This window comes from Nocardia sp. NPDC051756 (assembly GCF_040681495.1).
Classification (GTDB): Bacteria; Actinomycetota; Actinomycetes; order Mycobacteriales; family Mycobacteriaceae; genus Nocardia.
This window is the reverse complement of sequence record NZ_JBFAYV010000005.1, coordinates 842035-862706: the sequence shown is the minus strand read 5'-3', so window position 1 is coordinate 862706 and position 20672 is coordinate 842035. Positions and strand designations below refer to the sequence as shown.

At 68.2% G+C, this 20672-nt stretch carries 17 protein-coding genes and 1 pseudogene; 13 read left to right on the top strand and 5 right to left on the bottom strand.

From position 1 onward, the window contains the following. Positions 1-536: 536 nt before the first annotated feature. Together AB0M22_RS25980 and AB0M22_RS25975 are read left to right on the top strand one after the other, a co-directional pair. Positions 537-1706 (top strand): kinase, encoded by a 1170-nt coding sequence (locus AB0M22_RS25980; protein ID WP_150406144.1) that lies wholly within the window; start codon positions 537-539, stop codon positions 1704-1706. Positions 1707-2052: 346 nt separating this feature from the next. Beyond that, on the top strand, positions 2053-2391 hold the full coding sequence (locus AB0M22_RS25975) for a hypothetical protein (protein WP_364731743.1): 339 nt from the start codon (positions 2053-2055) through the stop codon (positions 2389-2391). A gap of 795 nt (positions 2392-3186) precedes the next feature. On the opposite strand, the gene AB0M22_RS25970 is transcribed toward AB0M22_RS25975, so the two are convergent. After that, positions 3187-4851 (bottom strand): alkaline phosphatase D family protein, encoded by a 1665-nt coding sequence (locus AB0M22_RS25970; RefSeq protein WP_364731741.1) that lies wholly within the window; start codon positions 4849-4851, stop codon positions 3187-3189. 678 nt (positions 4852-5529) lie between these two features. Between AB0M22_RS25970 and AB0M22_RS25965 the strand changes: the two genes are divergently transcribed. From AB0M22_RS25965 to AB0M22_RS25935, 7 genes are all read left to right on the top strand, one after another. Next, complete coding sequence (locus tag AB0M22_RS25965) at positions 5530-6840, top strand: replication-associated recombination protein A (RefSeq protein ID WP_223885554.1); 1311 nt, start codon at positions 5530-5532, stop codon at positions 6838-6840. A gap of 86 nt (positions 6841-6926) precedes the next feature. Then, the gene (gene alaS / locus AB0M22_RS25960) at positions 6927-9590 is read left to right on the top strand and encodes an alanine--tRNA ligase (RefSeq protein ID WP_364731738.1); all 2664 of its coding nucleotides are present in this window, start codon (positions 6927-6929) and stop codon (positions 9588-9590) included. After that, positions 9590-10156 carry a Holliday junction resolvase RuvX gene (gene ruvX / locus AB0M22_RS25955; RefSeq protein WP_364731735.1) on the top strand — a complete coding sequence of 189 codons (567 nt, stop codon included), beginning with the start codon at positions 9590-9592 and terminating at the stop codon, positions 10154-10156. Before alaS ends, ruvX begins: the two co-directional genes overlap by 1 nt. Beyond that, positions 10153-11691: an endolytic transglycosylase MltG gene (locus tag AB0M22_RS25950; protein ID WP_364731732.1), complete on the top strand. Its 1539-nt coding sequence runs from the start codon at positions 10153-10155 to the stop codon at positions 11689-11691. Before ruvX ends, AB0M22_RS25950 begins: the two co-directional genes overlap by 4 nt. Beyond that, the gene (locus AB0M22_RS25945; protein ID WP_364731729.1) at positions 11681-12508 is read left to right on the top strand and encodes a shikimate dehydrogenase; all 828 of its coding nucleotides are present in this window, start codon (positions 11681-11683) and stop codon (positions 12506-12508) included. Before AB0M22_RS25950 ends, AB0M22_RS25945 begins: the two co-directional genes overlap by 11 nt. 48 nt (positions 12509-12556) lie before the next feature. After that, positions 12557-13018 carry a B-4DMT family transporter gene (locus AB0M22_RS25940; protein WP_364731726.1) on the top strand — a complete coding sequence of 154 codons (462 nt, stop codon included), beginning with the start codon at positions 12557-12559 and terminating at the stop codon, positions 13016-13018. 203 nt (positions 13019-13221) lie between these two features. Further along, positions 13222-13473 carry a hypothetical protein gene (locus AB0M22_RS25935; RefSeq protein ID WP_364731724.1) on the top strand — a complete coding sequence of 84 codons (252 nt, stop codon included), beginning with the start codon at positions 13222-13224 and terminating at the stop codon, positions 13471-13473. Positions 13474-13722: 249 nt separating this feature from the next. Here the strand turns inward: AB0M22_RS25935 and aroB are convergent, their stop codons facing one another. The 4 genes and pseudogenes from aroB to AB0M22_RS25915 all read right to left on the bottom strand — a co-directional run bounded on the left by aroB (position 13723) and on the right by AB0M22_RS25915 (position 17664). Beyond that, entirely contained in the window at positions 13723-14841 is a 1119-nt protein-coding gene (aroB, locus tag AB0M22_RS25930; protein WP_364731722.1) for a 3-dehydroquinate synthase, read from the bottom strand. Positions 14842-15287: 446 nt separating this feature from the next. Continuing rightward, positions 15288-15815: pseudogene (locus tag AB0M22_RS25925) on the bottom strand (shikimate kinase); the annotation flags it as partial. Then, positions 15812-17023, bottom strand: a complete 1212-nt coding sequence (gene aroC / locus AB0M22_RS25920; protein WP_364732004.1) for a chorismate synthase — start codon at positions 17021-17023, stop codon at positions 15812-15814. The pseudogene AB0M22_RS25925 and the gene aroC, both read right to left, overlap by 4 nt. Before the next feature lie 203 nt (positions 17024-17226). Then, positions 17227-17664: an A24 family peptidase gene (locus tag AB0M22_RS25915; RefSeq protein WP_364732001.1), complete on the bottom strand. Its 438-nt coding sequence runs from the start codon at positions 17662-17664 to the stop codon at positions 17227-17229. A gap of 242 nt (positions 17665-17906) precedes the next feature. Here AB0M22_RS25915 and AB0M22_RS25910 point away from each other — a divergent pair, with 242 nt between their 5' ends. Genes AB0M22_RS25910 through AB0M22_RS25895 form a run of 4 tightly spaced genes read left to right on the top strand, consistent with a single transcriptional unit; the run spans position 17907 to position 20443 of the window. Then, a complete protein-coding gene (locus AB0M22_RS25910) occupies positions 17907-19034 on the top strand; it encodes a Xaa-Pro peptidase family protein (protein WP_364731719.1) in 1128 nt (375 codons plus the stop codon). A 47-nt stretch (positions 19035-19081) separates the two neighbouring features. Then, positions 19082-19645 (top strand): elongation factor P, encoded by a 564-nt coding sequence (gene efp, locus AB0M22_RS25905; RefSeq protein ID WP_364731717.1) that lies wholly within the window; start codon positions 19082-19084, stop codon positions 19643-19645. Between the two features lie 31 nt (positions 19646-19676). Further along, positions 19677-20183 carry a transcription antitermination factor NusB gene (gene nusB, locus AB0M22_RS25900; protein WP_364731714.1) on the top strand — a complete coding sequence of 169 codons (507 nt, stop codon included), beginning with the start codon at positions 19677-19679 and terminating at the stop codon, positions 20181-20183. Continuing rightward, the gene (locus AB0M22_RS25895) at positions 20180-20443 is read left to right on the top strand and encodes a YciI family protein (RefSeq protein ID WP_364731712.1); all 264 of its coding nucleotides are present in this window, start codon (positions 20180-20182) and stop codon (positions 20441-20443) included. Before nusB ends, AB0M22_RS25895 begins: the two co-directional genes overlap by 4 nt. The last annotated feature ends 229 nt before the right edge of the window (positions 20444-20672 follow it).

Sequence of the window (20672 nt, the reverse complement as noted above, 5' to 3'; positions counted from 1 at the left end):
TGCGGAGCCGGGCTGCGGCGAATAGCTGGGCTGGGCCGCAGAACCTGGCTGCGGCGAATGTCCCGGCTGCGCTGCGGAACCCGGCTGCCCCGATTGCTGTGAGGGTGCTACCGGAGGCGGCGGCTCGACCGGCTCGTTGCCGTACTGCGCCGCACCCGGACCCTCGAACTGCGGGTATCCCGCCGAACCGGCCATCTCGTGGCGGCCCTGCCCGGCGCCCGTGTCCGGAGGTTGTGGAGTGTGACTCTCGTGCTGGCCTGGCCGCGCCGGGTGGCGTTCGTCGTCTCCGCGGTCGGGAGCGTCGCCAGCTGATTCGTGGGGCGGGGGAGGCGGTGTGCCGGTCATGCCATAGACCTTTCCACTCAACTGGTTTGCGGTGTGGCGCAGAGCAGTTGACGATGAGAAAACCTGACGGGTGCAATCGTGTCAAGCAACGGCCGCGCATCCCGTAACCTCGAGGGAGACACGCCGAACGACGCGGAAAGGTTGTGTATCCGCTCGCTAGAAGTGACCTGATGCGAGTAACTTGAAGGGCGATGACCGCACTATTGGCCGAACGCGCCGCCGAAGTCGTGTCCGCAGCGCAACAGTTGCTCACAAAGCGAATGGGTGCTCCGGTAAAGCTGAGCGATCCGATCGAACTCAGCGGTAGTGGTAGAACGACGGTTCTCCGTGTGCGTGTTGCGGAAAACGCCTTCTCGTTGCCGCGGACCTTGATCGTGAAACAAGTTCGCGGACACTCGCATGACCGCACCACGGGCGGTCTCGCACCCGGAGTCGCCAGCATCGACTCCGCGTTCCTTCGTGAAGCGGTGTCGTATCAGTTCACCACCGCGTTGAGCCGCGAACAGCGGCCCGGTGCGTACCTGATCGCGCACAGCCTGCCCGAGCGTTTGCTGATCCTCAGCGACCTCGGCGAGAACTCGCTGCTCACCCAGATGTTGCAGTCCGGCGCCGAGCCCGCCACGCGCAACGGCATGATGGCGTTCGCGCAGGCGCTCGGCCGGATGCATGCCGCGACGGTCGGCCGCGAGGCGGATTTCGTTGCGCTGCTGCGGCGCGTCGATGTGGTGCATCGGGTGGACGGCATCGCTCAGCAGGCCGAATCCGCGATCGCCGAGGTGCCCGGACTGTTGCAGCGCGAGCTCGGCATCGAGGTGCCCGGCGAGATCGCCGAACGGATCGTGCGCGGTAACCGGCTGTTCTCTGCCGGACGGTTCCGGGCGTTCAGTCCGTCGGATCTGTGCCCCGACAACGTCATTCTCAACGAGGAAGGCGCGCGGTTCCTCGACTACGAGTGGGGTGGGTTCCGTGACGCCACCCTGGACATCGCGTATGCGCTGGTGTCGTTCCCCGGCTGCCTGTGCGACTTCGAGCTGTCTCGGGAACGGGCCAGGCAGATGGTCGAGGCGTGGCGCTCCGAGGTCGTGGGCGTGTGGCCGGCGCTGGCCGATGACGAGGTGATGTCCGAGCGGATCCTCGAGGCCCGGCTGATCTGGGTCTGGTTGTCCACCTACTGGTTCCTGCCCGCGGACCACGCGCGCATCGCCGCGGCGCGGGAGCACGGGTTGTCGGTGCCTCGGTCGGAGGCGCTGATCAATCGGTGGGCGGCGTTGGCCGAGGATGCTCGGTGCACCGGCGATGACATCGTCGGGGACTTTGCCGAGGATGTGTCGGCGATGCTGGAAGAGCGCTGGTCGGAATAGAATTCGCCGGTGGGTGGAATTCGTTCGCTTGACGTTTCCTGAAAGTTTTTGTCTGCTGCGGTGTTCGTGGTGGGTGGAAAATGCAGCAGCGTGATTTCAGGTGGGCTGAAGGTATTTCAGTTGGGCTGATGGTTGGCGCTGATGGTTCTGCGTTCAACTACCTTGCCGCCGCACATTTTTTGATCCCTCGCACACCGACTTGCCGCACTGACACGCGTGCGTTTGTCAGAAGGTGTGCGGCTGCGCCGGAAAAACAACGGGACCCTGTAATCGGGGGCAGGGGTCCGGCGATGGTCGCCAGTACGCTGAAGAGTTCAGACCACGGGGCTGGAGAGGGGTGGTCACGATGAGTGTTGTGCTACCGGTAATCATCGCGGTCGTTATCGTCGCTGCGGTGCTGGCGGCGTTCGTTCTCCATCGACGGACGCTTCGTAAGGACGTCGACCGGATGACTCGCGCTCGGCAGTCCGGCGGCGTACTGACCGCGCAGATCAGCAGTCCGCGGAGCCGCAAGAAGCGCCGCTCGCACGGAAACGGCGGCTGGGCCGTGGGCAGCATCGGGATGATGGGCGGCGGCGGCGATGGCGGCCATGGCCACGGAGGTCACGGCTGCGGCGGCGGTGGCTGCGGCGGAGGCGGCGGTTGCGGCGGTGGAGGTGGCGGCTGCGGGGGCGGCGGGTCGTAACTGGCCCGTCGGTTCACGGGGGCCGGGCGTGGTTCGAAGTGCCCGGTTCGCGTGAACGTCGCGTCCTTTGCCGGTCTTGGCGTTGCTTGGGTGTCCGGCCCGCGTCAGCGCTGCGTCCGTTGATCGGTTTCGGCGTGGCTTGGTCCCGGCTGGCGTGAACGCTGCATCCGTTAGCCGGTGCCACCGGAGCTTGGGTGCCTGGCTTGCGTGAACGTGTGTCCGTTAACTGGTCTCAGCGTGGCTCGAGGTGCTCGGCTTGCGTAGATCCTGTGTCCGTTGATCGGTGTCAGTGTGGCGGTTCTTTGCCAGGCATCTGGAGTAAGGCCGGAGCGTCCGATCTGCGGCACAACCGCCCTGATCGCGATCGGTACCGGCAACTCGCCGATGCCAGCCGGTCGGCGCGTCGGACTCAGAGCGTTCGGTCAAAGATGTTCCGGCCCAACGCTGATCGCTGGGTGCCCGGCTCGGGTGATTGCGGTGCCGGCGTGGGCTCGGCGTGGGCGAATGCTGTGTCCGTTGTCCGTTGTCCGTTGGCCGGTGTCGGTGCCGGCGTGGCTCGGGCTCGGCTCATGTGAATGCAGCGCGCATTGATCGGTGCCGGTATGGCTCGGTGTGCCCACTCTGCTTGAATGCTGCTTCGGTTCAACGGTATTGGGCGATGCCTCGGGTAGTCGGCCGTCCGAGTGCGCTGTCAGTTCGATGGTGCCGAAGGCGGTATGAGGCGGCCCGGATACTGCATCAGGTTGTGGATACTGGGCATGACTCGAGGGTGCCGGCTCGCTCGGACGTCGCTTCTCAGCTCACCGGTGTCGGGCGGGGTTCGAGGCGGCCGCCGGAGCGGACGGCGAGTGAAGTGGCGTGGCGGACAGCGGAATTCGGGTCTGTCACGTCGATCAGGTAGAACCAGTCCATCTGGGTCTGCTCGGGGGTGACCTCGAGGACGCCGTAGCCGTGTGAATCGAGTTCGACGTAGCGGAGGTGTCGGTTGATGCCCTTGATCGACTCGGCGATCGGTGCCGAGTTCAGCTTCAAGAGGTCGCCGATGCTGGTCGAGGTGATGGACGGGACGACGAACTCGGCGCCGGCGGTGACGCCTGCCGGGTAGTTCGCGGCGTCGACGGGCAGGTCGGCGGCCCAGGAGGAGTGGATGTCGCCGGTCAGGAACACCACGTCGGAGACCTGCTGCTCGGTGATCGCGCGGAACAGGCGCTGGCGGTCGGCGGTGTAGCCGTCCCACTGATCGCCGTTGACCGTGAGGCCGGATTGCGGCACGCCGAGGGCGGCGGTGATCGCCGCGGTGGTGGCCGGTTCGAGCGGCGGGAAGACCAGCGGCGCGATCATCACCGAGTTGCCGACCAGCTTCCAGCGCACCGGCGCGGAGGTCAATCCGGCAGTGAGCCAATCCATTTGAGCCTTGCCGGTGATGGTGCGCGCCGGGTTGTCCGCCTCGCGCCAGCCCGCGCCAGGCTTCGCCTCTTGGTCGCGGTAGCTGCGCAGGTCCAGCATGGACAGTTCGGCGAGGGTGCCGAAGCGGAGTCGGCGATAGATCTGCACATCCGCGCCAGAGCCCTTCGCGCGCACCGGCATCCACTCCAGGTACGCCTGCGCGGACGCGGCGCGGCGATCCTGCCAGTCGCCCTCGGTGGCCGGATCGTGATTGTTCGCGCCGCCGGACCAGGAGTTGTCGGCGGACTCGTGGTCGTCCCAGGTGCAGATGAACGGTTGGCGGGCATGCAGATTCAGCAGATCCGGGTCGGTCTTGTACTGCGCGTGGCGAATTCGGTAGTCGGCCAGACTTACCGTTTCGTTCGCCGGCTCGTGCGGCCGCACCGTGCCATTGCGCCCGCCGTACTTGCCGCGGCCGTACTCGTAGATGTAGTCGCCCAGGTGCACGATGGCATCGAGATCGGTGCGCGCGGCCAGATGCCGGTAGGCGCCGAAGTAGCCGGCTTCCCAGTTCGCGCAGGACACGATGCCCAAGCGCAGGCGCTCCGGTGAATCGGAGATCGCCGGCGCGGTCCGGGTCCGGGCAGTCGCGGACGTCTCCCCGAGCGCGGAGAACCGATAGAAGTAGACCGTGCCCGGCGCGAGCCCCGACACATCCACCTTCACCGTGTGATCGGAATCCGCTGTCGCCGTGACGTTCCCAGCAGCCGCAACCGAACCGAACCCCTCATCCGCAGCGACTTCCCAACGCACACTTGCCGATTCGCCAGCCCCGGATCCAGGAGCCGCCTCCTCGGAAACCGTCACCCGAGTCCACAAAATCACCCCACCCGGCAACGGATCCCCCGAAGCCACCCCATGCCGAAACACCCCACCCGTCGCCCGCGCAGGAGCGGCAGTCAACAACGCCGTCGCCGTCGCAACCGCCCCACCCTTCAGCAACGTCCGCCGCGCGAAGGGCCCTACCGGAGAATCTGAAACGACCACGTTTTCAGCCACAACTACTGATCCCATCCGATCCACCCGCCCCACGCAAATCGGCTCGCCGTACACCCCGGCCAACCGGCCCCCTAACCGCCCCGGTGGACAGCCCAAAGGAACTCAGATTCGCGAATGGGACCGGGTGGTGTCCGGTCTGCCGCCATGTCCCAATCGGCGATTGCACCCAGCTGATCGGGTCGTCGGACGGTACATGGTGGTGGCCGACCCGGCACGTCATTACCGCCATGTCCCGCTCGGTGGCTGCATCGCCCGTATGGGATGCCCAACGGGGCATGGCGGAGGCGCATTCGCCGTGTCGCCGTCGTCATGTCCCGCTCGACGTCAGGGCGCCCCTATTTCGATAGTCGAACAGGACATGACAACGGCCGATTGGGTGCCAACACGCCGGATCGCCCCGTTCGGATAGTCCAACGGGACGTGGTGGGGTGCATTCGGCGTGTCACTGCTGTCATGTCCCGGTCGGCGACCTGGGCGGCTGGTCGGGTTGTTGAGTGGGACGTGTGATGGATGGTCTGGGGCATTGACGGGTGGATTTGCCGGTTGTTGGTCGACAGGCGGATAAGGGGGCTGTGGTGGCGCCGACTGAGGTGGGTGGGGCTGGGTGCGGGTGTGGGGGGTTCGGGTTGTCGGTGGGGCTCGGTAACGTTGGCCGGTGTGAGCGATGGCTTGTTCGACGTGCCCGGAGACTCCGTGCCTGCGGAGCACAGCATCGATACGGTGGTGCGCCGGGATGCGGGGGCGCCGTTGGCGGTGCGGATGCGGCCTGCTTCGTTGGATGAGGTGGTGGGGCAGCAGCATTTGCTGGGGGCGGGGGCGCCGTTGCGGCGGTTGGTCGAGGGGGCGGGGGCGGCTTCGGTGTTGCTGTACGGTCCGCCGGGGACGGGGAAGACGACGCTTGCCTCGTTGATTTCGCATTCGACGGGGCGGCGGTTCGAGGCGCTGTCGGCGTTGTCGGCGGGGGTCAAAGAGGTGCGCGCGGTGATCGATGTGGCGCGGCGCAGGTTGTCGGCGGGCGAGCAGACCGTGTTGTTCATCGATGAGGTGCATCGGTTCTCCAAGACGCAGCAGGACGCGTTGCTGGCGGCGGTGGAGAACCGGATCGTGCTGCTAGTCGGGGCGACCACCGAGAATCCGTCGTTTTCCGTGGTGTCGCCGCTGCTGTCGCGGTCGCTGGTGCTGCAACTGCAATCGCTGACCGAGGACGACATCCGGCAGGTGCTGCTGCGCGCGATCCACGACAAACGGGGCTTGGACGACCAGTACACGGTGTCGGACGAGGCGCTTGATCACATCATCCGGATCGCCGGCGGTGACGCTCGGCGCGCGCTCACCGCGCTGGAGGCCTCGGCCGAATCGTCGCTGGACGGAACCGTCGGCGTCGAACTCGTCGAGGCCAGCGTGGACAAGGCCGCGGTCCGCTACGACCGGGCCGGCGACCAGCACTACGACGTGATCAGCGCGTTCATCAAATCCATCCGCGGCTCCGACGTCGACGCCGCGCTGCACTACCTGGCCAGGATGCTCACCGCGGGCGAGGACCCGCGATTCATCGCCCGCAGGCTGATGATCCACGCCAGCGAAGACATCGGCATGGCCGACCCCATGGCCCTGCAAACCGCCACCGCCGCCGCACAGGTGGTCCAACTGGTCGGCCTCCCCGAGGCCCGTCTCGCGTTGGCGCAGGCCACAATTCACCTCGCGAGCGCCCCGAAGTCCGGCGCGGTGATCGCCGCACTCGGCGCCGCCATGGCCGACGTCGCCGCAGGCAAAGCGGGCGCGGTCCCACCGCACCTGCGCGACGGCCACTACGCGGGCGCGGCCAAACTCGGCAACGCCCAGGGCTACCGATACCCGCACGACAACAAAGACGGCGTCCTCGCCCAGCAATACCCGCCCGACGAACTGGTCGGCGTGAACTACTACCAGCCCACCGACCACGGCAACGAACGCGAAGTCGGCCCGCGAGTTGACAAACTGCGCCGCATCATCCGCGGAAAATAGCACCACGCGGCGCGGCATCCGCCCGTGTCCCACACCACCCGACTCGATGAATAACCATGTGCACCGCACCGGTAGGCTGGATATCTGTGCAGACCCACGAGATTCGACGGCGCTTCCTGGACCATTTCGTCCGTGCCGGCCATACCGAGGTACCGAGTGCCTCGTTGATCCTGGCCGACCCGAACCTGCTGTTCGTCAACGCAGGCATGGTCCAGTTCGTCCCGTACTTCCTCGGTCAGCAGACGCCGCCGTATGCGACCGCGACCAGCGTGCAGAAGTGTGTGCGCACGGGTGACATCGAGAATGTCGGCATCACCACCCGGCACAACACCTTCTTCCAGATGGCCGGCAACTTCAGCTTCGGCGACTACTTCAAGCGCGAGGCGATCACCTTCGCCTGGTCGCTGCTGACCAACAGCGTCGAGGACGGCGGCTACGGCTTCGATCCGGAAAAGCTCTGGGCCACCGTCTACCTCGATGACGACGAGGCCGAACAGATCTGGCTGTCGATGGGCGTGCCCGCCGAGCGGATCCAGCGCCGCGGCATGGCCGACAACTACTGGTCGATGGGCATCCCCGGCCCGTGCGGCCCGTGCTCGGAGATCTACTACGACCGCGGACCGGAATACGGCATCGAGGGCGGCCCGGAGGCCGACGAGGACCGCTACATCGAGATCTGGAATCTCGTGTTCATGCAGAACGAGCGTGGCGCGGGCACCAGCAAGGACGACTTCGAGATCCTCGGGCCGCTGCCGAAGCAGAACATCGACACCGGCATGGGCGTCGAGCGCGTCGCGTTCCTGTTGCAGGGCGTGGACAACGTCTACGAGACCGATCTGCTGCGTCCGATCATCGACAAGGCCGAGGAGCTGACCGGCAGGTCCTACGGCGTCACGCACGAGGACGACGTGCGGTTCCGGGTGATCGCCGACCACGCGCGCACCGGCGCCATGCTGATCGCCGACGGCGTCAACCCGGGCAACGACGGCCGCGGCTACGTGCTGCGCCGCCTGCTGCGCCGGATCGTGCGTTCGGCCCGCCTGCTCGGCGCGGAGAAGCCGGTGATGGGCGAGTTCATCAAGGTGGTCAGCGACCTGATGTCGCCGTCCTACCCGGAACTCGCCACCGATTTCCGGCGCATCGAGACGGTCGCGGTGGGCGAGGAGACGGCGTTCCTGAAGACGCTGAACACCGGCTCCACCCTGTTCGACAACACCGCCGCCGCGGTGAAAGCCAAGGGCAGCAACACGATTGCCGGCACCGACGCGTTCACCCTGCACGACACCTACGGCTTCCCGATCGACCTCACCCTGGAAATGGCCGCCGAGGCGGGCCTGTCGGTGGACGAGGACGGCTTCCGTTCGCTGATGGCCGAGCAGCGCAAGCGGGCCAAGGACGACGCGCAGGCGCGCAAGCACGCACACGCCGACCTGACCGTCTACAAGGAACTGGTCGACCGCGGCGCCACCGAGTTCACCGGTTTCGACGAGCTGACCTCCGAGGCGCACGTGCTCGCCCTGATCGCCGACGGCGTGCGGGTGCCGGTCGCCACGGTCGGCCAGGACGTCGAGGTGATCCTGGATCGCAGCCCGCTCTACGCCGAGTCCGGCGGTCAGATCGCCGACCGCGGTTCGATCACCGCGAACGGGCTGAAGCTGCGGGTCAACGACGTGCAGAAGATCGCCAAGAAGGTGTGGGTGCACAAGTCCACTGTCGAGCAGGGACAGGTCACCGAGGGCGATGTCGTTCTCGCGCAGGCGGATCCGGCCTGGCGCCGGGGCGCCACCCAGGGCCACTCCGGCACGCACATGGTGCATGCCGCGCTGCGCCAGATCCTCGGCCCGAACGCGGTGCAGGCGGGTTCGATGAACAAGCCGGGCTACCTGCGCTTCGACTTCAACTGGCAGGGCCAGCTCTCCGAGCAGCAGAAGTCCGAGATCGAGGCCGTGTCCAACGACGCGGTCGGCGCGGATTTCCCGGTGAACACCTTCGTCACCGACCTGACCAAGGCCAAGGAAATGGGCGCGATGGCGCTGTTCGGCGAGAACTACGGCGACGAGGTGCGCGTGGTGGAGATCGGCGGCCCGTTCTCGATGGAGCTGTGCGGTGGTACGCACGTGCAGCATTCCTCGCAGATCGGCCCGATCACCGTGCTCGGCGAGTCGTCGGTCGGGTCCGGCATCCGGCGCGTGGAGGCGTTCGTCGGCCTCGATTCGTACAAGTACCTGGCCAAGGAGCGCGCGCTGCTGGCCGGTCTGGCGTCCTCGCTGAAGGTGCCCTCGGACGAGGTGCCGGCGCGGGTCGAGCAGCTGGTCGACCGGCTCAAGGTGGCGGAGAAGGAACTCGAGCGCACCAAGATGGCCGCGGTGCTGTCCTCGGCGGGCGAGTTCGTCGAGGAGGCCGAGCGGATCGGCAGCGTGCTGCTGGTCGCCGTCGCCGCGCCCGAGGGCGTGCCCGCCGGTGATCTGCGCACGCTGGCCACCGACATCCGTGGCCGGTTCGGCACGCTGCCCGCGGTGGTGGTGCTGCTCGGCAATGCCGACGGCAAGGTGCCGTTCGTGGTGACCGTGAACAAGGGCGCGCAGGAACTCGGCTTCAAGGCCGGCGATCTGGTCGGCGCGTTCGGTCCGAGCATCGCGGGACGCGGTGGCGGCAAGCCGGAGATGGCGCAGGGCGCCGGGTCGGATCCGTCGGGGATTCCTACTGGCCTCGCTGCCGTCCGTGCTCGGGTGGCCGAACTGGCCGGGTGATGGCGGACCCCGATAGTTCCGAGAGGTCGGCGCCGCACGGCGCCGACCGGCCCCACCCCGACACCGATCCCGGCCGCGGCCGGCGAATTGCCGTCGATGTCGGCAGTGTCCGAATCGGCGTTGCCTCGAGCGACCCCGACGGTGTCCTCGCCACGCCCGTGGAAACCGTGCCGCGCGCGAAGCCGAACAAGCGCTCGGTCGGCCCGGCGGCCGATATCGCCAGAATTGCTGAAATTGTGCGGGAGTACGAGGCCGTCGAGGTAATCGTGGGTCTGCCGCGAACGTTGCGCGGGGAGAAGGGCACTGCCGCTACCATTGCCACCGCATTCGCCGACGAGTTGCGGGCCGCCGTGTCGCCGGTACCTATACGACTTTCCGACGAACGTTTGACTACGGTGTCAGCTGCACGTGCATTGCGGGACAGTGGAGTTCGCGCGCGTGGCCAGCGGCAAGTGATCGATCAGGCGGCGGCCGTCTCGATCCTGCAAGGATGGTTGGACGAACGGAGTGCGGTGTTGAGGTCGGTTGAAGCGGTGCGTCATGCGTCGTCCGAGGACGACGCATGACGGATCGATGGGCGCGGGCCGAGGAACGGTTCCGACAGCGCGAAGCTGATCGGCGTTACCGGCGTGACGACCGAGCCTGGGGTGGGCAGAACAGCAGAGACAATCGCGGCAAGACGAACAACCGCGTGGTCGGCCGGGAGCAGGACGCCTGGGACGACTACGAGGACGACACGACGGTCATCCCGCGCTACACCGACGACATGGACGACCAGCCGCCGCCCGCCCCGGCGCCGCGGTCCAGGGAGCGGCGCGACGCACCGCGCCCGCGGGTCGGCCGCCGGGAGCCGGTCGAGGACGACGACGAGCCCGAGGGGCGGCGCCGGTCGAAGAGCCCGCAGCGCGGCAGGCGCTCCAGGGCCGCCTCGCGCAAAGCCAAAGAGCGCAAGCGTCGTCGGCGCACCCTGTGGTTGGTCGCGGGCGTCTTCGTGCTGCTGTTCGCGGGCGCCGCGGTGTTCGCGGGCATGAAGCTGATCAAGTCGCTCGGTAGCCCCGAGGATTACGCCGTCGGTGGACAGCCGGGGCCGCTGGTCGTGGTGCAGGTGCACGACGGGGACACCTCGCAGCAGATCGCCGCGACCATGAAGGACCGTGGCGTGGTCGCCAGCACGGGCGCGTTCTTCGAAGCGGCCGTGCGGAATTCGAACATGAACTCGGTGCAGCCGGGCTTCTACGCGATCCCCAGCAAGATCCCCGCCGCGCAGGCGGTCACCCAGCTGCTCGGTAAGCAAGCGCGCGTCGGGAACCTGGTCATCCCCGAGGGACGGCTGCTGCACGATCAGTTCGAGGTCGGCGGCTCCGGCCGGCGCACCGACGGCATCTACCGCATGATGGCGGCGGCCAGCTGCATCGGCACCGGCCCGACCCAGAAGTGCGTCACCTACGAACAACTCGACGCCGCGGGCGCGAACGTCGACCTGGCCGCGCTCGGCGTGCCCGCCTGGGCCGCGCAGGGCGTCAAGGACTGCCCGGACCGGACCAGGCAGCTCGAGGGCCTGATCGCCGCGGGCACTTTGGATTTCGACCCGAGCGGCACGCCGGAGCAGATGCTGCGCCAGGTCGTGGCGGCCAGCGCGAAGAGCTACGAATCCACCGGGTTGTTGCAGTCCGGCGGCGAGACCAAGCTGACGCCGTACCAGACGCTGATCGCCGCGTCGCTGGTCGAACGCGAGGCCAAGCCGCAGGACATGGGCAAGGTCGCGCGGGTGATCGTGAACCGGCTGCGGGTCCCGCAGATGCTGCAATTCGACTCGACGGTGAACTACGCGCTGGACCGCACCGAGGTGCAGACCACCGACGCCGACCGCGCCGCGGAAACCCCGTGGAACACCTACGCGAAAACCGGTCTGCCCGCCACACCGATCTCCGCGCCATCGCTGAACGCGTTGCGCGCCATGGAGAATCCGGAAGCGGGGTCGTGGTTGTACTTCGTCACCGTCGACAAGCAGGGCACCACCCTGTTCACCGACGACTACAAGCAGCACCAGCGCTACATCCAGCAGGCCCAGGCGAGCGGAATCCTGGACAGTGGCCGCTGAGCGCAAGGCGGCGGTGCTGGGCAAGCCCATTGCGCACTCCCGCTCGCCGCAGTTGCATCTGGCCGCGTATCGCGCGCTGGGGCTCGATTGGAGCTACGAGCGGATCGAATGCACGGGTGAGCAACTGCCCGGGCTGGTCGACGGGCTCGGGCCGGAGTGGGTCGGGCTGTCGGTGACCATGCCGGGCAAGGAGGCCGCGCTGGCGTACGCCGACGAGCGGACCGAACGGGCGGTGCTGGTCGGTTCGGCCAACACGCTCGTCCGCGGCGAGGGCGGCTGGAAGGCCGACTGCACCGATGTGGACGGGGTGCTCGGCGCGTTGCGTGGCGGTGGCGTGACCGATGTGGCCGAGGCGGTGGTGCTCGGTGCAGGCGGGACCGCGCGGCCGGCGCTGCTCGCGTTGTCCGAACTCGGGGCGAAGACGGTTACCGTGATCGCGCGCGATGCCGGACGGGCAAGCAGCGCACTGGATCTCGCGGAGCGGCTCGGCATGAACGCGGCGGTGACCAGTTTCGATCCGGCCGCGCTCGCCGGACTGTGCGAGCGGGCCGGTGCGGTGGTCAGCACGATTCCGGCCGAGGCCGCCGCGGTGGTCGCGGACGCGGTCGCGACGGCGCCCGTGGTGCTCGACGCGATCTACAACCCCTGGCCGACGCCGCTGGCCGAGGCCGTGTCGCGGGCCGGGCACACGGTGGTCAGCGGTTTGCAGATGCTGCTGAACCAGGCGTACGGGCAGGTCGAACAGTTCACCGGCCGCCCGGCCCCGCGTGCGGAAATGGCGGCGGCGCTCGACGACTGGCCTTCGTCCAGAAACTGATACCGGTTCTAGTTTGGTTCGGCGATGCGCAGGGTTATGGTGGTCCGCATGAATGCTTGGGTGTTGCGGGCCGTCGTGCTCGGTGCGCTGGTCGTCTTGTTGCGTGCCGTGCTCGGGTTCGCGATGGTGAACTGGCCGACCCACGGGGTCTGGATGCGGGTGTTCTGCCTCGTCCTGATCGTGGCCGCCGTCCTGTACTGGGGCGTGCTCGACGGCCGCAAGGACCGCTCGGCCCAGCCCGATCCGGAGCGCGGCACCGACCTGACCCTGCTGTGGCTCAAGGCTGCCGCGGCCGGTGGCGTCGGCAGCGGGCTCGCCGCGTGGATCATCGACTGGTTGCCCAAGTTCGACCTCGGCGACAACGGGATCCTCTTCGAGCTCACCGCGGGCGCGGCGTTCATCGTCCTGCTGATCTTCATCCCGGCGCTGATCGGCGTCGGGCTCGGCCGGATCCTGGCGGACCGCTCGCACAACAAGCAGTCGGCTCCCGTCGTACACACCCCGGCCTGACCTTTGCGCAACGGCGCACTCCGATCCTGGGGTGCGCCGTTTCTGCTGTCCGACCCTCGATGATGCACGCACGGACTGCCATCAACGGCGGCGCTGCCAACCTGCAACGCACTCTGCCAACCTGTGGCTGCCCGTGCTGTTTTACCGATTCCCGTCGATATTGTGTTGCTATCCAATGCATTTCAACGGGAGGGGACATTGTGATGTTGATTCGAGTTGGGGCCGCCGCCGCGATGGCGGTCGCCGCGTCCGCGGTCGTATTCGGCGGACAGGCTGCCGCGCAGGACAACGGCTGTGCGTCGAACCAGCCGCACTGGAACTTCGTCTGCCTGCCTTCGGTGGCGAACGTTTCGCTGGGGTATTGCCTGAAGGAAGGCCCGAACTGGAACAAGGACGGGGTGTGCGTCGCGCGCTGGGACAACGACCGGTACGACTACTGGATCCCGCAGCCCTGACGTTTCAGCAATAGCCCGGCACCAGCGGGCGGCGCGCTCGTCGGGGGGTGCGCGGCTGATCTCCGTGGCTCGCTGATCGTGCTGTGCTGAACCGGCGGGCCGACTGGCAGTGCACAAAGCTCGGCCAGAGCGGTGTACTGGCCGATCCCTGTGCACAAGAACGGCGCACCCCGATCACGGGGTGCGCCGTTTCTGTTGTCCGCGCTGTGATCTGCCGCCGCGATTCGACGGCTGTTCGGCGGGACCTTGCTACAGCAGGATGCCGGTGCTCGGGGTGCCTTCGCGGAGGATGGCGGAGTAGGCGGCGGCGAGGAGGGTGGGGTCGGGGCCTTCGAGGCGGCCGGGCTTGGCGAGACCGTCGAGGATGACGAAGCGCAGGACGCCGGAGCGGGTCTTCTTGTCGGTTTGCATGGTGTCGAGCAGCTGGGGGAGGGCGTCGGCGTCGTAGGTGGTCGGCAGGCCGACGCTTTCCAGGACCGTGCGGTGCCGGTCGGCGGTGGCGTCGTCGAGGCGGCCGGCCAGGCGGCCGAGCTCGGCGGCGAAGACCAGGCCGACGGAGACGGCGGCGCCGTGCCGCCAGCGGTAGCGCTCGCGGCGCTCGATGGCGTGGCCGAGGGTGTGGCCGTAGTTGAGGATCTCGCGCAGGCTGGCCTCTTTGAGATCGGCGGCGACGACGTCGGCCTTCACCTGGATCGCCCGCCGGATCAGCTCGGGCAGCACGTCGCCGGTGGGGTCGATGGCGGCCTGCGGGTCGCGTTCCACCAGGTCGAGGATCACCGGGTCGGCGATGAAACCGGCCTTGATGATCTCGGCCATACCGGCCACGATCTCGTTGCGCGGCACGGTTTCCAGCGTGGCCAGGTCGACCAGCACGGCGGCAGGCTCGTGGAAGCAGCCGACCAGGTTCTTGCCCGCCTCGGTGTTGATGCCGGTCTTGCCGCCGACCGCCGCGTCGACCATGGCCAGCAGGGTGGTCGGCACGTGCACGATCTGCACGCCGCGCATCCAGGTGGCGGCCACGAAACCGGCCAGGTCGGTGGCGGCGCCGCCGCCGAGGCTCACCACGACATCGTTGCGGGTCAGGCCGATTCGGCCGAGCACCTCCCAGCAGAAGCCGGCGACCGCGAGTTCCTTGCCCGCCTCGGCGTCCGGGATCTCGATGCGGTGCGCGTCGATGCCGGTGTCGGCCAGCGCCTTCCGCACCACCTCGGCGGTCTCGGCGAGCGGCGGTTGATGGAAGATCGCCACCGTCCGCACGCCGCTCGTCGCGCCGCTGACCGCCTCGACGAGCTCACCGAGCAACCCGCGGCCGATGATCACCGGGTACGGATCGGCGGTACGAACTTCGAGACGATAAGGCTCTGTCACGACTGCTGCTCCGATTCTGTTTGTGCTTCTTGGATTTTGCGGGCGCGCACGCGGGCGCGTCTGGCCCGGGCGCGCCGGGCCCGCCCGCTGGATCGCGGACCCTGGCTGGGCTCTTCCTGGCTGTCCGACGGTGCTGGTGCGTCGGTGTCGTCTTGGGTGGCCGCGCGGTTCTCCCCGGCGTGGGCCTCGGCGCGACGCGTGCGCCAGCTCCGGCCCCCCGCATTCGCGGCGGACTTCCCCATCGGAGCCGACGGCGTCTGCTCCCCGGCCGCTTCGGCCGCTTCTCGCCGACGTGCGGCGGCTCGCGCCCGTGCCCGGCGGCGGGCCCGAGATCGGCTGCTGCCCTGCGGGGTTCCGGTGTTCTCGCCGGCCGCAGCGGTCTGTGCTTCCGTGGTCTCGGGCAGATCCGGGCAGTCGACATCCGTCCCGGTGTCGGGATTGGCGGATTCGAAACCGAGTTTGGCGAGCACCATCTTCACGACGCGACCCGGGCTGCGACCGTCGGTGCGCACCCGAACCGTGGCGACCTCGCGATACAACGGCCGCCGCTTGCGCATCAGCTCGCGGTACTTGGTCGCCGGATCGGCTCCGTTGAGCAACGGCCGATTGGTGCTCGCTCCGGTTCGTCGAAGGCCCTCGCCCACACTGATTTCCAGGTAGACGACGGTGCGGCCGCGTAGCAGCGCCCTGGTGTCCTTGGACAGCACGGCCCCGCCGCCGAGCGAGACGACGCCGCGCTCGGCCAGGATCGCGCGGCGCACCACCCGCTCCTCGATCTTGCGGAATTCGGGTTCGCCGTCGGCGGCGAAGATTTCCGGAATGGTGCGACCGGTCTCGCGCTCGATGCCCGCGTCGGTGTCGTAAAGCTCGACGCCGAGTTCCTTGGCGAGCTTGCGGCCGATCGTCGTTTTCCCCGCCCCCGGCGGCCCGACCAGCACCACGCGCGGCGCGCGCGGATCGGTCTGCACGATCATGGCGTGCTTGGGTCAGCGGGCGCGTTGTGCGGGCGGACGCTGATCCGCTTGACGTAGCTGGTGATGTTCTCCAGGGTCTCGCCGAGCGAGTCGCCACCGAACTTCTCCAGCGCGGCCTGCGCGACGACCAGCGCCACCATCGATTCGGCGACCACGCCCGCGGCGGGCACGGCACACACGTCGGAACGCTGGTGGATGGCGATGGCTTCTTCGCCGGTGGTCATGTCGACGGTCGCGAGCGCGCGCGGCACCGTCGAGATCGGCTTCATCGCGGCGCGCACGCGCAGTGCTTCGCCGTTGGTCATGCCACCCTCCAGGCCGCCGGCCCGGTTGGTGGAGCGCAGCACGCCGTCGGTGCCGGGCTTCATCTCGTCGTGCGCCTGGCTGCCGCGCCTGCGCGCGGTCTCGAACCCGTCGCCGACCTCGACGCCCTTGATCGCCTGAATGCCCATGAGCGCGCCCGCGAGCCGCGAGTCGAGGCGGTTCTCACCACTGGTGAACGAGCCGAGCCCGACCGGAAGGCCCTCGATGACCACCTCGACGACGCCGCCGAGCGTGTCGCCGTCCTTCTTGGCCGCCTCGATCTCGGCGATCATCGCCGCCTCGGCGTCCTTGTCGAACGAGCGCACCGGGCTCTCGTCGATGGCGGCGAGGTCGCCGGCCGACGGCACGATACCGGTGGTGTTCTGCGCGGTGCCGATGGAGACGACGTGCGAGATCACCTCGACGCCGAATGCCTGCCGCAGGAAGTTCCGCGCCACGGTGCCCGCCGCGACGCGCGCCGCGGTCTCCCGGGCGCTGGCCCGCTCGAGCACGTTGCGGGCGTCGTCGAAGTCGTACTTGAGCATGCCGGAGTAGTCGGCGTGCCCGGGGCGCGGCCGGGTGAGCGGGGCGTTGCGGGCCAGCTCGGCGAGCTCGTCCGGGTCGACCGGGTCGGCGGACATGACCGCCGTCCACTTCGGCCACTCGGAGTTGGCGATCTCGATGGCGACCGGACCGCCCATGGTGCGGCCGTGCCGGACACCGCCGACGACGGTCACCTTGTCGGCCTCGAACTTCATCCGGGCGCCGCGGCCATACCCGAGCCTGCGGCGCGCCAACTGCGCGGAGATCTCGTCGGACGTGACCTCGACACCGGCCACCATCCCCTCGAGGATGGTGACGAGAGCGGGACCGTGGGATTCTCCGGCAGTTATCCAGCGCAACACGCCGTCCATCTTCCCATGTCGGCGCGGCTGCTCAGGCACGCGGCCCGCCGTGATGGTCGGCACGTTCGGCACACCGCCGTCCCACCCGCGCCTCATCAGGCCATCGATGGCCAGCGCGCATACCGCCACCGCGCATCGCAGGTCTGTGCGGTACGAAGATCCGGCGGGCGCGTCGGCAGGCGCTCAGGTTCGGTGCAGCCCGATCATCCGACAGTCCCGACGGCCAGCGCACACACCGTTGCCAGGCACATGGCCGGCCCGTGCGGTAGCGAGATTCGGTCGGCGGAACGGTTTCGAGGTAGCCGGAGCACCGCAACTCCGGCGCACGCGGTGAGCAACGGCGCGGCCAGCGCGGACCACACCCAGACCTGTCCGCCGCCGAGTCCCGCCACCGCACCCAACCCGATCGCGAGCTTCACATCGCCGGCACCGAACGCCGCGGGTAGCGCCAGATGTACCAGCAGATACGGCACCACGAGTAGTGCCGCACCTACCAAAGCGGCTGTGCATCGACCTGTGGACAGTGCGTAACCGAGCACCGCGACCGCACCCCCTCCGGTCAGCGGATTCGGCAACCGCCGCTGTCGAAAATCGATGACGCTCAACACAACACACCACGCGAGGAGGGCGGCGAAGGCGATGATCGGCATGCCGTCCACTCTTGTCCGATCGTGGCCAGGCACAACCCCGCTTCGTCGGATTGTGGACAGCTTTTCGACATGTGAACAACCGTCCTCCGCATTCCGTCCGGTACGGAAATCGATGAGCGCCAACGGCATTGCGCGATCGGCGCCAAGATCGTTCGCCGCAGGTCGGCGCGCCCACGGCGACCAGTCCACGTGTTGTATGCGGCTATACGGCGTGTCGGCGGTAGCTTTGAACCATGTGTGCTGATCACGTGGGCCAAGCCCCCGACTACGCCGCGCGGCGTGGCGCGCTGCGGAGCCTGCTGGTGGAAAACGGGGTGGACGCCCTATTGGTCACCGACCTGGTGAATCTGCGATACCTGACCGGGTTCACCGGATCCAACGCCGCGCTACTGGTGCATTCCTGGGACATGCGCAATGCCGAGGAGCGCACGGTGATCGGCACCGACGGCCGGTACCGGACCCAGGTCGCCGAGCAGGTCCCGGACCTGCGCGCCGAGATCGCCAGGGCCACCGCCCGCCGGATCATCGAGCTGGCCGGCGAATGGCAGCTCGGCCGGGTCGGCTACGAGAGCCACATCGTCACCGTCGACCAGCACCGCGGCTTCGTCGACCAATGCACCGGGCTGGAGTTCGTCGCCACCCCCGGCCTGGTCGAACAGCTGCGCACGGTCAAGGACGCCTACGAGGTGGCCCAGCTCCGGGCCGCCTGCACCGCGGGCGACGATGGACTCGCCACCCTGCTCGAACGCGGCCTGCTGCGTCCGGGCCGCACCGAGAAGCAGGTCGCCAGGGACCTGGAATGGGCGATGTTCGAGCACGGCGCCGACGCGGTGTCGTTCGAGACCATCGTCGCCGCCGGCGTGAATTCGGCTGTCCCGCATCATCGGCCGACCGACGCGGTGCTCGCCACCGGCGACTTCGTCAAACTCGACTTCGGCGCGATGATCGGCGGCTACCACTCGGACATGACCCGCACCTTCGTGCTCGGCCGGCCGAGCGACTGGCAGCGGGAGGTGTACGCGCTGGTCGAAGCCTCGCAGCGAGCCGGACGCGAGGCGCTGCGACCGGGCGTCAAGGTCGACGAGGTGGACGCGGCCTCGCGCTCGGTGATCGAGGCCGCCGGACACGGCAAACTCTTCGTGCACGGCCTCGGCCACGGGGTCGGATTGCAGATCCACGAAGCGCCGAGCATCGCGAAAAACGGAACCGGTACACTTCTTGCTGGCGTGGCGGTGACCGTCGAACCCGGTGTGTACTTTCCCGGCCGCGGCGGGGTCCGGATCGAGGACACGCTCGTGGTGCGCGAAGGGGGCCCGGAGTTGCTCACCAACACCAGCAAAGACCTGACCGTCGTCGAATGACGCCGGTTGACCAACATGTTGTTTACGAACTAGGAGATCCGAGGACAGTGGCGGACACCAGCGACTTCAAGAACGGCCTTGTGCTGAAGATCGACGGTCAGCTCCAGCAGATCATCGAATTCCAGCACGTCAAGCCGGGCAAGGGTCCCGCCTTCGTGCGGACCAAGCTGAAGAACGTGCTGTCCGGCAAGGTCGTCGACAAGACGTTCAACGCGGGCGTCAAGGTGGAGACCGCGACGGTCGACCGCCGCGACATGACCTACCTGTACCACGACGGTTCGGACTTCGTCTTCATGGACGGCGACACCTTCGACCAGATCTCCATCTCCGAGGCGACCATCGGCCCCGGCGCGCGCTTCCTGCTGGAGAACATGACCGTGCAGGTCGCCACGCACGAGGGCGCGCCGCTCTACGTCGAGCTCCCGGTCACCGTGGAGTTGCAGGTCCAGCACACCGACATCGGCCTGCAGGGCGACCGCTCCACCGGCGGCACCAAGCCGGCCACCCTGGAGACCGGCGCCGAGGTGCAGGTCCCGCTGTTCATCAACACCGGCGACAAGCTGCGCATCGATTCGCGTGATGGCAGCTACCTCGGCCGAGTCAACGCCTGATCGCCCTTCCTCTACTGAGATAATGGTGACTGTGGCTGAACAGCCGGTAGACAAGAAGTCCTTCAAGAAGCTCGGTACGCGGCACAAGGCCCGCCGCCGGGCTGTCGATCTGCTCTTCGAGGCAGAGGCACGCGACGTCGACCCCGCCGACCTGCTCGACGAGCGGGTCGATCTGGCGACCCGTGATCAGGCCGTCGCGCCGGTGCACGCCTACACGCACACGCTGGTCGAGGGCGTCGCCGACGACCTCGACCGGGTGGACGGCACCATCGAGTCCTACCTCAAGGACTGGGAGCTGTCCCGGCTGCCCGCCGTCGACCGCGCCATCCTGCGGATCGCGGTGTGGGAGTTGTTCCACGCCAACGATGTTCCGCCGGTCGTCGCGGTGGACGAGGCGGTCGAACTGGCCAAGGAGCTGTCCACCGACGACAGCCCGTCGTTCGTGAACGGCGTGCTCGGCCAGGTCGTGCTGGTCGCGCCGCAGGTCCGGGCCGCCGCGGCCGCGACAAGGGCGTCGCGCCCGGAGGCCGACGCGTGAAGAAGTTCCTGGTGATGGCGATGCGCACGCCGAACTTCGACGCCGCCGTGCTCCAGCCGCACAAGGACTTCCTGCAGCAGCTGAGCGAGCGCGGTCAACTGGTGGAGAGCGCGCGCTTCACCGACGGCACCGGCGGCGCGTACTTCATCGCCGCCGAAAACCTCGACGCCGCACGCGAACTCGCGTTCGCCGACCCGGTGCACACCACCGGCTCCTCGCACGTCACCGTGTACGAGTGGGAATCCACCACCCCGAACTGAGCTGTACGCAGCCGCACACCTCCTGATGTCCCGCACACCGAATCGCATGCGATTGGGTATGCGGCACATCAGAAAGTGTGCGGCTGTCGCATTTTCCGGGGTCCTTGCGCTCCCACCGGGGGTGTACGGGAGCCGGCGGGAGCGCAAGGGCTTGCTGCCGCCGAATGGGTAGTTCGGCGACCGGTTCCTATCGTGGTTCCTCAACCGCACTCGAGGTCAAGCGCGCGGG

Excerpts from the sequence above, each read along its gene's own strand:
- AB0M22_RS25980 (WP_150406144.1), top strand. The coding sequence starts at position 537 with ATGACCGCACTATTGGCCGAACGCGCCGCCGAAGTCGTGTCCGCAGCG.
- AB0M22_RS25975 (WP_364731743.1), top strand. The coding sequence starts at position 2,053 with ATGAGTGTTGTGCTACCGGTAATCATCGCGGTCGTTATCGTCGCTGCG.
- AB0M22_RS25970 (WP_364731741.1), bottom strand. The coding sequence starts at position 4,851 with ATGGGATCAGTAGTTGTGGCTGAAAACGTGGTCGTTTCAGATTCTCCG.
- ruvX (WP_364731735.1), top strand. The coding sequence starts at position 9,590 with ATGGCGGACCCCGATAGTTCCGAGAGGTCGGCGCCGCACGGCGCCGAC.
- AB0M22_RS25950 (WP_364731732.1), top strand. The coding sequence starts at position 10,153 with ATGACGGATCGATGGGCGCGGGCCGAGGAACGGTTCCGACAGCGCGAA.
- AB0M22_RS25940 (WP_364731726.1), top strand. The coding sequence starts at position 12,557 with ATGAATGCTTGGGTGTTGCGGGCCGTCGTGCTCGGTGCGCTGGTCGTC.
- AB0M22_RS25935 (WP_364731724.1), top strand. The coding sequence starts at position 13,222 with ATGTTGATTCGAGTTGGGGCCGCCGCCGCGATGGCGGTCGCCGCGTCC.
- AB0M22_RS25910 (WP_364731719.1), top strand. The coding sequence starts at position 17,907 with ATGTGTGCTGATCACGTGGGCCAAGCCCCCGACTACGCCGCGCGGCGT.